The organism is Pseudomonas sp. Irchel s3a18 (assembly GCF_900187535.1).
GTDB lineage: Bacteria > Pseudomonadota > Gammaproteobacteria > Pseudomonadales > Pseudomonadaceae > Aquipseudomonas.
On the sequence record NZ_FYDV01000002.1, the window covers coordinates 34,338 to 48,288 of the forward strand.

A 13,951-nucleotide genomic window follows, 5' to 3' on the forward strand; every position below is an offset into this window, starting at 1 on the left:
ACCGGGCAGCCGCCCGATTGCCGTTGGCTTCAGGTAAGCCTAGCCCAAACAAAGGGATGTTCCGTCAAAGAAAAGACAGCATTTCAAGGAGTTGGTTTCAATGATTGCCAACTACACACTCAAAACCACAAATCGCAGGCACAAAAAAGGACGACCGAAGTCGCCCTTTTTTACAGAAAGTCAGAACTTAGTTCTGTTTTTCCGCTTGTGCAGCACGCAGCAGGTCACCCAGGGTGGTGGCTACTGGAGCATCCGAAGCTACTGGCTTGTCGCGCAGGCTCTGGATGGCTTCTTTCTCGTCTTCAACGTCTTTCGACTTGATCGAGAGCTGGATTACACGGCTCTTACGATCAACGCTGATGATCTTGGCTTCTACTTCTTCGCCTTCTTTCAGAACGTTACGTGCATCTTCGATGCGGTCACGGCTGATTTCGGAGGCTTTCAGAGTCGCTTCGATATCGTCGGCCAGAGTGATGATGGCGCCTTTAGCGTCAACTTCTTTCACGATGCCCTTAACGATTGCGCCTTTGTCGTTCTCTTGAACGTACTCGGAGAACGGATCGCTTTCCAGCTGCTTGATACCCAGGGAGATACGCTCGCGCTCTGGGTCAACCGACAGGATAACGGTGTCCAGCTCGTCGCCCTTCTTGAAACGACGTACGGCTTCTTCGCCCACTTCGTTCCAGGAGATGTCGGACAGGTGAACCAGGCCGTCGATGCCGCCGTCCAGACCAATGAAGATACCGAAATCGGTGATCGACTTGATGGTGCCGGAGATTTTATCGCCCTTGTTGAACTGGCCAGAGAAATCTTCCCATGGGTTAGATTTGCACTGCTTGATGCCCAGGGAGATACGACGACGCTCTTCGTCGATGTCCAGAACCATGACTTCCACTTCGTCGCCGACTTGTACGACTTTCGAAGGGTGGATGTTCTTGTTGGTCCAGTCCATTTCGGAAACGTGTACCAGGCCTTCAACGCCTTCTTCCAGCTCAGCGAAGCAGCCGTAGTCGGTCAGGTTGGTTACACGAGCGGTAACGCGAGTGCTTTCTGGGTAACGGGCTTTGATAGCAACCCATGGATCTTCGCCCAGTTGCTTGAGGCCCAGGGAAACACGATTGCGCTCGCGATCGTACTTCAGAACCTTGACATCGATCTCGTCGCCAACGTTGACGATTTCGGAAGGATGCTTGATACGCTTCCAAGCCATGTCGGTAATGTGCAGCAGGCCATCGACGCCACCCAGATCGACGAATGCGCCGTAATCGGTGAGGTTCTTGACGATACCTTTGACTTGTTGGCCTTCCTGCAGGGATTCCAGCAGAGCTTCACGCTCGGCGGAGTTCTCGGCTTCCAGGACACTGCGACGGGAAACGACAACGTTGTTGCGCTTCTGGTCCAGCTTGATGACCTTGAATTCCAGCTCTTTGCCTTCCAGGTGCGTGGTGTCGCGCACTGGACGAACGTCAACCAGAGAACCTGGCAGGAACGCACGGATGCCGTTAACGTCGACAGTGAAGCCGCCTTTAACCTTACCGTTGATAACGCCCTTGACCACTTCTTCGGCTGCGAAGGCTGCTTCCAGAACAATCCAGCATTCAGCGCGCTTGGCTTTTTCACGGGACAGCTTGGTTTCACCAAAGCCGTCTTCAACCGAGTCCAGAGCAACGTGAACTTCGTCACCGACGTTGATGTTCAGTTCGCCAGCGTCGTTGTAGAACTGCTCAAGCGGGATGAGTGCTTCAGACTTCAGGCCAGCGTGAACGGTTACCCAGCGAGCTTGGTAATCGATATCAACGATAACACCGGTGATGATGGAGCCTGCCTGAAGGTTCAGGGTTTTTAGGCTTTCTTCAAAGAGTTCCGCAAAGCTTTCGCTCATTTTAATTCCTGTCGATAAGGGCGAAGAATACGCCCATCTCCACACCCCAGACGGTGTGGGTTAGTTTCATTTAAAAGAAGCACCGCAGGACTATGACTGGTCCCCTACGGCCTTCTTGGTCACCCGGCGATATCGCGAAGGGTGATTTCGCTCATGATGCGTTCCAGCACCTGATCGATGGACAACTCCGTGGAATCCAGCTGAATCGCGTCGACCGCCGGCTTGAGCGGGGCTACCGCTCGCTGGGTGTCGCGCTCATCGCGCACACGGATCTCATCTAGCAGACTCGACAGACTAACACCCTCGACTTTGCCCTTCAACTGCAAATATCGACGACGCGCCCGTTCCTCGGCGCTGGCGGTCAGAAAAATCTTCAACGGCGCATCGGGAAACACCACCGTGCCCATGTCCCGACCGTCGGCTACCAGGCCCGGCGCTTCCTGAAAAGCGCGCTGACGCTGCAACAGCGCCTCACGGACCGCGGGCAGCGCGGCAACCTGGGAGGCACCGGCACCGGCGGTTTCGGTACGGATGGCGTCGCTGACTTCATCGCCTTCCAGAATGATTCGCTGCAACTGACCGTCCGTCGCCGCGATGAACTGCACATCCAGATGAGCGGCCAGTTTCTTGAGCAACTCTTCATTGGTCAGGTCGACACCATGATTACGCGCCGCGAACGCCAGCAAACGGTACAGCGCACCGGAATCCAGCAGATTCCAGTTCAGGCGCCTGGCCAGCATCCCGGCGATGGTGCCCTTGCCGGAACCGCTAGGTCCGTCGATGGTGATGACAGGAGCAATATTGATCACGACTGGGCCTCTTGGGCAACGCGGATTCCAACCTGGGTACACAGCGCCAGGAAGTTCGGGAAGGACGTCGCGACGTTGGCGCAGTCATGGATGCGAATCGGCGCATTGGCGCGCAAGGACGCAACACTGAACGCCATGGCAATCCGGTGATCGCCGTGGCCATGCACTTCGCCGCCGCCGATCTGGCCGCCATCGATGATGATGCCATCCGGCGTGGGTTCGCACTTGACGCCCAGTGCCAACAGGCCATCCGCCATGACCTGGATACGATCCGACTCCTTGACCCGCAACTCTTCAGCACCACGCAGAATGGTCCGACCCTCAGCGCAAGCCGCCGCAACGAACAGCACCGGGAACTCGTCGATCGCCAAAGGAACCAGCGCTTCCGGAATCTCGATACCTTTGAGTCTAGCCGCTCGCACGCGCAGGTCAGCCACAGGTTCGCCACCGACTTCACGCTGGTTTTCCAGGGTAATGTCTGCCCCCATCAAGCGCAGGATATCAATCACGCCGGTACGGGTCGGGTTGATGCCGACATGCTCCAGCACCAGCTCCGAACCCTCGGCAATCGAGGCCGCCACCAGGAAGAAGGCGGACGAGGAGATATCACCCGGCACTTCGATGTGAGTCGCGGTCAGCTTGTGGCCGGACTCGACCGAAGCGGTTGCCCCGTCAACGCTGACCGGATAACCGAAGCCGCGCAGCATGCGCTCGGTATGGTCGCGGGTCGGCGCCGGCTCGGTCACCGTGGTCTTACCATCGGCATACAGCCCCGCCAGCAACAGGCATGACTTCACCTGGGCACTGGCCATCGGCATGGTGTAGGTCAGCCCCTTGAGCTTGTGGCCACCGCGAATGATCATCGGCGGACGACCTTCAGCAGCGGTTTCGATCACGGCGCCCATTTCACGCAGCGGGTTGGCGACGCGATTCATCGGGCGCTTGGACAGCGATGCGTCACCGGTCAGAGTGCTGTCGAAGCTCTGCGCAGCCAACAGGCCAGACAGCAGACGCATCGAGGTGCCGGAGTTACCTAGGTAGATCGGACCAGGTGCCGGTTTCAGGCCATGCAGGCCAACCCCGTGAATGGTCACACGGCCATGGTGCGGGCCTTCGATCACCACACCCATGTCGCGGAAAGCCTGCAAGGTTGCCAGGGCGTCTTCGCCCTCAAGAAAACCTTCGACTTCGGTCACGCCTTCAGCCAGGGAGCCGAGCATGATCGAACGGTGGGAAATCGATTTATCGCCCGGTACACGAATCCGCCCAGTCAGGCGGCCACCAGGTTGTGCCAGGAAAATCAGGTCGTTGGAATTCATAGCGTCCACATAGGCCCGACGGGCCAGGATTTTACTGAAATGCTCGCGGGCAACCCGGGCGCGAGTGAATACGCCCAGCAATTGATGCCCATCCCCTGCATCGACCGCGTCGCGCAAGGCGTCGAGATCGCTGCGAAATGTATCGAGTGTACGCAGGACAGCCTCGCGGTTAGCGAGGAAGATGTCGTGCCACATGACCGGGTCGCTACCGGCGATTCTTGTGAAATCGCGGAAACCGCCCGCAGCGTAACGGAAGATCTCAAGATTTTCATTGCGCTTGGCCAACGAGTCGACCAGGCCGAACGCAAGCAGATGCGGCAGATGGCTGGTCGCTGCCAGCACTTCGTCATGACGCTCGACCTGCATGTGCTCGACATCGGCGCCCAGTTCGCGCCACAGCCGGTCGACCACCGCCAGGGCTGCCGGATCGGTCTGCTCCAGAGGCGTGAGAATCACTTTGTGTCGACGGAACAGCTGGGCATTGGAGGCTTCTACCCCGCTCTGCTCGGATCCGGCAATCGGATGCCCGGGAACGAAGCGTGCCGGCATGCCGCCAAACGCCTCGGTCGCGGCGCGCACCACATTGCCCTTGGCGCTGCCGACGTCCGTCAGGATCGCCCCGCCCAGCTCCATGCCTGCCAGCAACGCCAGCAGTTTTTCCATGGCCAGGATCGGTACCGCCAACTGAATCACATCGGCGCCGACACAGGCAGCAGCGAGATCGTCTTCACAACGATCCACCACCCCCAACTCGACCGCCAGCTTTCGCGATTGCGGATCAAGATCGACCCCCACCACTTCACGGCACAGCCCGCTTTCACGCAAGCCCTTGGCAAAGGATCCACCAATCAAGCCGAGACCGACCACCACCAGGCGACCGATCACAGGTACAGCAGGTTGCACGGCAATCACATCAACCACGAGCCAGGACCTTGCTCAGCGCCTCGAGGAAGCGCTTGTTTTCCGCTGGCAGGCCAATGGTGATGCGCAAGTGATTCGGCATCCCGTAGTTGGCCACCGGACGCACGATCACACCTTCGTGCAGCAGCCCCTGGAAGATCGGCGCAGCGACCTGCCCCAGGTCCACGCAAATGAAGTTGCCCCTGGAAGGAATCCAGCCCAGGCCCAATTCACGAAAACCCGCTTCAAACTGCTGCATGCCGGATTCGTTCAGGCGACGGCTTTCAGCCAGGTACTCTTCGTCTTTCAATGCCGCACAGGCCGCTGCCAGCGCCAGGCTGTTCACGTTGAATGGCTGACGAACGCGGTTCAATACATCGGCAACCACCGCGGTCGACAAGCCGTAACCCACGCGCAACGCCGCCAGGCCGTAGGCCTTGGAGAAGGTGCGGGACACCAGCAGGTTCGGGTAGGCCGCGAGGAAGTCCAGGCCATCGGGCAGATCACTGCCTTCGGCGTACTCGATGTAGGCCTCGTCCAGCACCACCAGTACACGCTCAGGCACGTCCTGCAGGAACTCGTCCAGCGCCTCGGCACTGAACCAGGTCCCGGTCGGGTTGTTCGGGTTGGCGATAAACACCACGCGGGTGTTGCTATCGATAGCCTCCAGCATGGCCGGCAGGTCATGCCCCCAGTCCCTGGCCGGAATCACTCGCGCATCAGCGCCCACCGCCTGGGTAACGATCGGATAGACCGCAAATGCATGCTCACTGAACACTGCGTTGAGGCCCGGCGCCAGGTAGGCACGTGCGACCAGCTCCAGAATGTCGTTGGAGCCATTGCCCAGCGTCACCTGATCGAGCTCGACCCGGCATTGCTCAGCCAGGAGGGTCTTGAGGGCAAAGCCATTGCCGTCCGGATAACGGGTCAGCTCGGCCAGCTCGTCGCGAATCGCCGCCAGCGCCTTGGGACTGGCCCCCAGCGGGTTTTCGTTGCTCGCCAGCTTGACGATGCCGGCCGGATCGATGCCCAGCTCACGAGCCAGTTCGTCCACGGGCTTGCCCGGAACGTAAGGCGAAAGTTGTTGCACGCCCGGCTGTGCCAGAGCGAGGAAGTCGCCACTCATTGTTAACGCCCTTAGAGAACTGCTTTGGGGTAGGAACCCAACACTTTAAGTGCCACTGCTTCCTGACTGATTTTCTCCAGCACACCTTTTACCAGCGGATCGCGGTGGTGGCCGACGAAGTCGATGAAGAACACATAGGTCCACTTACCACTGCGCGAGGGACGGGTCTCGATACGCGTCAGGTCGATGCCGTTGTCATGGAATGGCACCAGCAATTCGTGAAGCGCGCCCGGCTTGTTGCTCATCGACACGATGATCGACGTCTTGTCGTCGCCGGTCGGTGGCACTTCCTGGTTACCGATCATCAAGAATCGCGTGGAGTTATCCGGGCGATCCTCGATTTTCTCGGCCAGGCGGGTCAGGCCGTACAAGCCCGCGGCCATGTCACCGGCAATCGCTGCCGAATTCCACTCACCCTTGACCCGCTTTGCCGCTTCAGCGTTGCTCGATACCGCCACGCGCTCGACGTTCGGGTAATGGGCATCCAGCCATTTACGGCACTGCGCCAGGGACTGGGCATGGGAGTAAATTCGACTGATGCTGTCGGTCTTGGTGTTTTCACCGACCAGCAAATGGTGGTGAATACGCAACTCGACTTCGCCACAGATGACCATGTCGTGCTCGAGGAAGCTGTCGAGGGTGTGGTTGACAGCACCCTCGGTGGAGTTTTCCACCGGCACCACGCCAAAGTTCACCGCACCGGCCGCCACTTCACGGAACACTTCGTCGATCGCCGCCATCGGCTTGCTGATCACCGCGTGACCGAAGTGCTTCATGGCCGCCGCCTGGGTGAAGGTCCCCTCGGGGCCGAGGTAAGCCACTTTCAGCGGCTGCTCGAGCGCCAGGCACGAGGACATGATTTCGCGGAACAACCGCGCCATCTCTTCGTTACCCAGCGGCCCCTGATTGCGCTCCATGACGCGCTTGAGCACCTGAGCCTCACGCTCAGGACGATAGAACACCGGCACTTCGCCTTCGGCCAGCGAGGCCATCTTTACTCGCGCGACTTCCTGGGCGCAGCGTGCACGCTCACTGATCAGCTCCAGGACCTTCTCGTCCAGAGCATCAATGCGCAGGCGCAGTGCCTTGAGTTCTTGCTCAGACATTAGCCATGTTCCTTCTCGAACTCTGCCATGTACGAAACCAGCGCATTGACGGCGTTGATATCGACGGCGTTGTAGATAGAGGCACGCATGCCGCCTACCGAACGGTGACCCTTGAGATTCAACAAGCCGCGAGCCTCGGCACCCACCAGGAACGGCTTGTCGAGACGATCGTCAGCCAGACGGAACGGCACGTTCATCCACGAGCGGTCAGCCTTGTTGATCGGGTTGCTGTACAGGCCGCTGGCATCAATGAAGTCGTACAGAGTGCGCTGCTTGACGTCGTTGAGCTTGCCGATGGCCTCTACACCACCTTGCTCCTTCAACCACTCGAATACCAGACCGGACAAGTACCAGGCCAGGGTTGGCGGGGTGTTGTACATCGAGCCGTTGTCAGCCGCGACCTTGTAGTCAAGCATGGTCGGACACAGCGAACGGGCGTGGCCCAGCAGGTCTTCACGCACGATATTGACGACGATACCGCTCGGACCGATGTTTTTCTGCGCACCGGCGTAGATCATGCCGAAACGCGACACATCGATCGGGCGCGACAGAATGTCCGAAGACATGTCGGCCACCAGCGGCACATCACCGGTTTCCGGGACCCACTGGAATTCCAGACCGCCGATCGTTTCGTTCGGCGCGTAGTGCACGTAGGCCGCGTCTTGCGACAGCTTCCATTCGTTCTGACCGGGGATTGCGAAATAGTCGTAAGGCTTGGCGGTAGCAGCAACGTTGACGCGGCCAAAACGCGAGGCTTCTTCGATGGCTTTCTGCGACCAGATACCGGTATCGATATAGTCGGCCGAGCCGTTTTCCGGCAACAGGTTCAGAGGGATCTGAGCAAATTGCTGGCTGGCGCCGCCTTGCAGAAACAGCACTTTATAGTTCGAGGGGATATTCAGCAGATCACGCAGATCCTGCTCGGCCTTGGTGGCAATGGACACGAACTCATCACTGCGATGGCTCATTTCCATGACCGAGAGGCCTTTACCATGCCAGTCGAGCAACTCGGACTGGGCACGCAACAGGACAGCTTCAGGCAGCGCAGCGGGACCTGCGCAGAAGTTATAGGCTCGTTTGCTCACATCCACTCTCGCTATGCAATCACGGTAGCGGACAGAGCAAACACTCTGCCCTGCTACGATTTGGTTAGTCTTGCGGCTCTTCTTCGTCAGCTGCGTCGGCTTGCTGGCTTTCAACACCGTCATCCGGCTCGGCACCGGCATCGAGTACGACACCGTCAAGCTCAGCACCCTCTTCGCCTTCCAGCTCTTCGCCTTCGACTTCCGACGGTTCCTGAACCCGCTCCAGGCCTACCAGCGTTTCATCGCCGGCCAGCTTGATCAGGGTCACGCCCTGGGTGTTACGACCCAGGCTCGACACTTCGTCAACCCGGGTACGCACCAGGGTCCCCTGGTCGGAAATCAGCATGATTTCCTCACCGTCGAGCACCTGGACTGCACCGACCAGACGGCCGTTACGGTCGTTGCTGACCATGGCGATAACGCCCTGGCCGCCACGCTTGTACTCAGGGAACTCGGTGATGGCGGTACGTTTACCGAAACCACGCGCGGAAGCCGTGAGGATCTGGCTGCCTTCTTCCGGGATCAGCATGGAAATCAGTTTCTGGCCTTCCGGCAGGCGCATGCCACGCACACCACGAGCGGTACGGCCCATGGCACGTACGTCGGACTCTTTGAAGCGAGTGACCTTGCCGCCGTCGGAGAACAGCATGACTTCACGCTCGCCATCGGTAATGGCAGCGCTGATCAATACGTCGCCTTCATCCAGCTCCAGCGCGATCAAGCCAACGCTGCGCTGACGACTGAAGGATTCCAGCGGGGTCTTCTTCACGGTGCCATTAGCGGTCGCCATGAAGATGTAGTGACCTTCGGTGTATTCCTCGACCGGCAGCATGGTGGTGATGTACTCACCGTCATCCAGCGGCAGCAGGTTGACCAACGGACGACCACGGGCAGCGCGGGAGGCTTCCGGAATTTCGTAGGTTTTCAGCCAGTAGACCTTACCCTTGCTGGAGAACAGCAGCAGCGTGGTGTGGCTGTTGGCGACCAGCAGGTGAGCAATGTAGTCCTCATCCTTGACGCCGGTTGCCGACTTGCCTTTACCGCCACGACGCTGGGCCTGGTACGCAGCCAATGGCTGGGTCTTGGCATAGCCACCGTGGGAAATGGTCACGACGCGCTCTTCTTCCGGGATCATGTCACCCAGGGTCAGGTCCAGGCGCGCATCCAGAATTTCGGTGCGGCGCACATCGCCGTATTCGGCACGGATCACTTCCAGCTCTTCGCGGATCACTTCCATCAGGCGCGTGGCGCTGTTGAGGATGCGGATCAGCTCGCCGATCTGGTTGAGGATCTCTTGATACTCGGCCAGCAGTTTTTCGTGTTCCAGGCCGGTCAGGCGGTGCAGACGCAGCTCCAGAATGGCTTGCGCCTGCTCTGGCGACAGGAAGTACTTGCCTTCGCGCAGACCGTATTGCGGGTCGAGGTTTTCCGGACGGCAGGAATCCGCACCGGCACGCTCCACCATCGCCACCACGGCGGACGACTCCCAAGGCGTGCTGACCAGCGCTTCCTTGGCTTCCGACGGGGTTGGCGAGGCCTTGATCAGGGCAATGACCGGATCGATGTTCGACAGGGCAACCGCCTGGCCTTCGAGGATATGACCGCGCTCGCGCGCTTTACGCAGCTCGAACACGGTACGGCGGGTAACGACTTCGCGGCGGTGACGAACGAAGGCTTCCAGCAGGTCCTTGAGGTTCAGGATCCGCGGACGACCGTCGATCAGCGCGACGATGTTGATACCGAATACCGCTTGCAGCTGGGTCTGGGCGTAGAGGTTGTTGAGGATCACCTCAGGCACTTCACCGCGACGCAGCTCGATCACGACGCGCATACCGTCCTTGTCGGACTCGTCGCGCAGTTCGGTGATGCCTTCGAGTTTCTTCTCTTTAACCAGCTCGGCGATCTTCTCGATCAGACGGGCCTTGTTCAGCTGGTATGGGAGTTCGGTGATAACGATCTGCTGACGGCCACCGACCTTGTCGATGTCTTCGATCATCGAGCGGGCGCGCATGTAAATGCGGCCGCGACCGGTGCGGTAAGCTTCGATGATGCCGGCACGACCATTGATGATCGCTGCGGTCGGGAAGTCCGGACCGGGGATGTATTGCATCAGCTCGTCGACAGTCAGCTCGGGATTGTCGATGAGGGCCAGGCAACCGTCGATGACTTCACCGAGGTTGTGCGGCGGAATGTTGGTCGCCATGCCCACGGCGATACCGCTGGAGCCGTTGACCAGCAGGTTGGGAATACGGGTCGGCATGACCGCCGGGATCATCTCGGTGCCGTCGTAGTTCGGCACCCAGTCCACGGTTTCTTTGTGCAGGTCAGCCAGCAGCTCGTGCGCCAGCTTGGTCATGCGCACTTCGGTGTATCGCATGGCCGCGGCGTTGTCGCCGTCCACCGAACCGAAGTTGCCCTGGCCGTCTACCAGCAGGTAGCGCAGCGAGAATGGCTGCGCCATACGAACGATGGTGTCGTACACCGCGGTATCACCATGCGGGTGATACTTACCGATCACGTCACCGACAACACGGGCAGATTTCTTGTACGGCTTGTTGAAATCGTTACCCAGCTCGCTCATTGCGAACAGCACACGCCGATGCACGGGCTTCAAGCCATCGCGCGCATCAGGCAGTGCCCGCCCGACAATTACGCTCATCGCGTAGTCGAGGTAGGACTGTTTCAGCTCGTCTTCGATATTGACCGGGAGGATTTCTTTGGCCAGTTCGCCCATGAGAAGCCTGATTCCTTTTTCTGGTGAAACTTCGTCACATCCATATGGGACGAACGAAGCTCGCCGCTGCAGGCTGAGTGCCATACACCGACTTACGACAAATCAACGAGTTAAACCATGGATCTGCGCAGTAAAGGCAAGCCCGCGAGGCTGCCTTGGAAACCGCCGGATGTTATCACAAGAGCCGCCACGCACCTATCCCCCTGATGCGCATGGAGCATAGTTAGTTGACCGGTGACAGGCTTGAAGGGGGCCAGAGGGGCTTAGAGCTGCTTTGAATGAAGAATCAGGGTCTGATTCAGGCTGGATCATTGGCTTTCGGGTCTCTTCGTGGGCAAGCCCGCTCCCTCATCGGCCGGTGACAATCACACAACCTTTGGGAGCGAGCCTGCCCGCGAAGGCGACCTGGCAGGCGCCAAAGCCCTCAATGCAGACGCTTGCGGCACATCAATTGCGCCATTTTCGCGGCATCGGGCCGCTCGACGATGCCTTTTTCCGTGACGATCACATCGATCAGGTCCGCCGGGGTGACATCGAACACCGGATTGAAGGCCTCGACATCCGCCCCCACCCGCTTGCCACCCACATCCAGCAGTTCACTGCCATCACGCTCTTCGATGGGGATGTCTTCGCCGCTGGCCAGGTTCATGTCAATCGTCGAGCTCGGCGCCACAACCATGAAGCGCACACCGTGGTGCATGGCATTGACCGCGAGCTGGTAGGTGCCGATCTTGTTCGCCACATCACCATTGGCGGTAATGCGGTCCGCGCCGACAATCACCCAGGTAATGCCCTTGGTCTTCATGATGTGGGCGGCGGCGGAGTCGGCGTTGAGGGTCACCGGAATACCTTCGTTGGCCAGTTCCCACGCGGTCAGGCGCGAGCCTTGCAGCCATGGCCGGGTTTCGTCGGCATACACCCGCTCGACCATCCCCTCGATAAACGCCCCGCGAATCACTCCCAGCGCCGTGCCAAAGCCCCCCGTGGCCAGCGCGCCGGTGTTGCAGTGCGTCAGAATGGCCTGGGCATTGCCCTGATGCTTGCGGATCAGATCCACGCCCAACTGTGCCATGGTCAGGTTGGCCTCACGATCGCTTTCGTGGATCGCCAGCGCCTCGGCCTCGAGGGCGGCCAATGGGTCGGCGTGCCCCTTGAGTCGCTCCAGACGCTCGCGCATGCGGCCCAGCGCCCAGAACAGATTGACCGCGGTCGGTCGCGAATCAGCCAGCAGCGCAAAATCTTCCTCCAGCGCTGCCTGCCAGTCGCCACCTTTGGCAAAGCGCGCACGCGCCGCCAACACCACGCCATAGGCGGCACTGATGCCGATGGCCGGCGCACCACGCACCACCATGGCGCGAATGGCCTCGGCCACGCCCGCCGCACTGGTATAGGCGATCCAGCGCTCTTCGAATGGCAGAATGCGCTGATCCAGCAGGTACAGGGCGCCGTCCCGCCAATCGATGGCTTTCACTTTCTCGGCTGCCAACAGTCGATCGCGCATCCCTCACCCCGCACTCATGAACAAAAGCCGTCGATTATAGCGATCCCCCGGCGAAGACGCTCGGGTATACTTCGCCATCCTTTATAAAAGCACTGGACCGAACCCCCGATGCCGAACCCTGCCGCCGCGCTCGACCTGCTCTTGCTGCCGACCTGGTTAGTCCCTGTCGAACCTGCTGGCGTGGTGCTCAAGGAGCATGGCCTGGGCATTCGTGACGGGCGAATTGCCTTCATCGGTCCACGTAATGAAGCCCTGAAGCTTGAGGCAACCGAAGTCCGCGAACTGCCGGGCACGTTGCTCAGCCCCGGGCTGATCAATGCCCACGGGCATGCGGCGATGACCCTGTTCCGCGGCCTGGCCGATGATTTGCCCCTGATGACCTGGCTGGAACAGCACATCTGGCCGGCCGAGGGCAAATGGGTCGACGAAGCCTTCGTGCGCGACGGCACGGACCTGGCCATTGCCGAGCAAATCAAAGGTGGCATCACCTGTTTCTCGGACATGTATTTCTTCCCGAAAGTTGCCAGTGAGCGCGTACACAACAGCGGCATTCGCGCCCAGATCGCCATTCCGATCCTCGACTTTCCGATTCCCGGTGCCAGCGACGCCGATGAGGCCATCCGCCAGGGTGTCGAGCTGTTCAGCGACCTCAAGCATCACCCGCGCATCAACATTGCCTTCGGCCCTCATGCACCCTACACCGTTGGTGACGAAAACCTCGAGAAAATCCGGGTGATCGCCGAGGAACTGGACGCCGCGATTCACATGCACGTTCATGAAACCGCGTTCGAGGTACAGCAGTCGGCCGAACAGCGCGGCGAGCGGCCATTGGCCCGACTGGCGCGCCTGGGCCTGCTCGGGCCACGCTTTCAGGCCGTTCATATGACGCAAATCAGCGAAGAAGACCTGGCATTGCTGGTAGAAAGCAACAGCAGCGTCATTCATTGCCCGGAATCCAACCTCAAGCTGGCCAGTGGCTTCTGCCCGGTGGAGCGCCTGTGGCAGGCCGGTGTCAACGTCGCCGTCGGCACCGATGGCGCGGCCAGCAATAATGACCTGGACTTGCTGGGCGAAACCCGCACCGCCGCCCTGCTCGCCAAGGCCGTTGCCGGCTCGGCCACGGCGCTGGATGCCCACCGCGCCTTGCGCATGGCCACCCTCAACGGTGCCCGAGCACTGGGGCTGGAAACCGAAACGGGCTCCCTGGAAGTCGGCAAGGCCGCGGACCTGGTGGCCTTCGACCTGTCCGGCCTGGCCCAGCAACCGGTCTACGACCCGGTTTCGCAACTGATCTATGCCACCGGCCGGGACTGCGTGAAACACCTGTGGGTGGCCGGCAAGCAACTGCTCGATGACCGGCGCCTGACGCGCCTTGATGAACAACAGCTGTGCGCTACCGCCACCACCTGGGGCAAGCGTATCAGCGGTCATAGCGAATAGAACGATCCCTTGAGTTGAACCTCAAGGCTGACAGCAGCATTTTTCAGAT

9 protein-coding genes are annotated in these 13,951 nt (G+C 59.9%); 1 reads left to right on the plus strand and 8 read right to left on the minus strand.

The features are described from left to right. Window positions 1-187: 187 nt before the first annotated feature. The 8 genes from rpsA to mtnA form a co-directional block, all read right to left on the minus strand. Window positions 188-1,882: a 30S ribosomal protein S1 gene (gene rpsA / locus CKW29_RS03250; RefSeq protein WP_095078303.1), complete on the minus strand. Its 1,695-nt coding sequence runs from the start codon at window positions 1,880-1,882 to the stop codon at window positions 188-190. 119 nt (window positions 1,883-2,001) lie between these two features. Further along, a complete protein-coding gene (cmk, locus tag CKW29_RS03255; protein WP_095147944.1) occupies window positions 2,002-2,691 on the minus strand; it encodes a (d)CMP kinase in 690 nt (229 codons plus the stop codon). Then, window positions 2,688-4,895 (minus strand): bifunctional prephenate dehydrogenase/3-phosphoshikimate 1-carboxyvinyltransferase, encoded by a 2,208-nt coding sequence (locus CKW29_RS03260; RefSeq protein ID WP_095148017.1) that lies wholly within the window; start codon window positions 4,893-4,895, stop codon window positions 2,688-2,690. The genes cmk and CKW29_RS03260 overlap by 4 nt, the downstream gene beginning before the upstream one ends. A gap of 28 nt (window positions 4,896-4,923) precedes the next feature. Further along, a complete protein-coding gene (hisC, locus tag CKW29_RS03265; protein ID WP_095147945.1) occupies window positions 4,924-6,036 on the minus strand; it encodes a histidinol-phosphate transaminase in 1,113 nt (370 codons plus the stop codon). 11 nt (window positions 6,037-6,047) lie between these two features. Then, window positions 6,048-7,142 carry a prephenate dehydratase gene (pheA, locus tag CKW29_RS03270; RefSeq protein ID WP_007939916.1) on the minus strand — a complete coding sequence of 365 codons (1,095 nt, stop codon included), beginning with the start codon at window positions 7,140-7,142 and terminating at the stop codon, window positions 6,048-6,050. Then, window positions 7,142-8,227 carry a 3-phosphoserine/phosphohydroxythreonine transaminase gene (serC, locus tag CKW29_RS03275; protein ID WP_095143920.1) on the minus strand — a complete coding sequence of 362 codons (1,086 nt, stop codon included), beginning with the start codon at window positions 8,225-8,227 and terminating at the stop codon, window positions 7,142-7,144. The genes pheA and serC overlap by 1 nt, the downstream gene beginning before the upstream one ends. A 64-nt stretch (window positions 8,228-8,291) precedes the next feature. Continuing rightward, window positions 8,292-10,961 (minus strand): DNA gyrase subunit A, encoded by a 2,670-nt coding sequence (gene gyrA, locus CKW29_RS03280; protein ID WP_095143921.1) that lies wholly within the window; start codon window positions 10,959-10,961, stop codon window positions 8,292-8,294. Between the two features lie 424 nt (window positions 10,962-11,385). Beyond that, window positions 11,386-12,462, minus strand: a complete 1,077-nt coding sequence (gene mtnA / locus CKW29_RS03285) for an S-methyl-5-thioribose-1-phosphate isomerase (RefSeq protein WP_095147946.1) — start codon at window positions 12,460-12,462, stop codon at window positions 11,386-11,388. Window positions 12,463-12,570: 108 nt separating this feature from the next. On the opposite strand from mtnA, the gene CKW29_RS03290 reads away from it, so the two are divergent. After that, window positions 12,571-13,902, plus strand: a complete 1,332-nt coding sequence (locus CKW29_RS03290; RefSeq protein WP_095143923.1) for a TRZ/ATZ family hydrolase — start codon at window positions 12,571-12,573, stop codon at window positions 13,900-13,902. Window positions 13,903-13,951: the final 49 nt, after the last annotated feature.

Coding starts and splice junctions, on each gene's coding strand:
- hisC (WP_095147945.1), bottom strand. CDS start 6,036: ATGAGTGGCGACTTCCTCGCTCTGGCACAGCCGGGCGTGCAACAACTT.
- CKW29_RS03290 (WP_095143923.1), top strand. CDS start 12,571: ATGCCGAACCCTGCCGCCGCGCTCGACCTGCTCTTGCTGCCGACCTGG.
- pheA (WP_007939916.1), bottom strand. CDS start 7,142: ATGTCTGAGCAAGAACTCAAGGCACTGCGCCTGCGCATTGATGCTCTG.
- rpsA (WP_095078303.1), bottom strand. CDS start 1,882: ATGAGCGAAAGCTTTGCGGAACTCTTTGAAGAAAGCCTAAAAACCCTG.
- gyrA (WP_095143921.1), bottom strand. CDS start 10,961: ATGGGCGAACTGGCCAAAGAAATCCTCCCGGTCAATATCGAAGACGAG.
- mtnA (WP_095147946.1), bottom strand. CDS start 12,462: ATGCGCGATCGACTGTTGGCAGCCGAGAAAGTGAAAGCCATCGATTGG.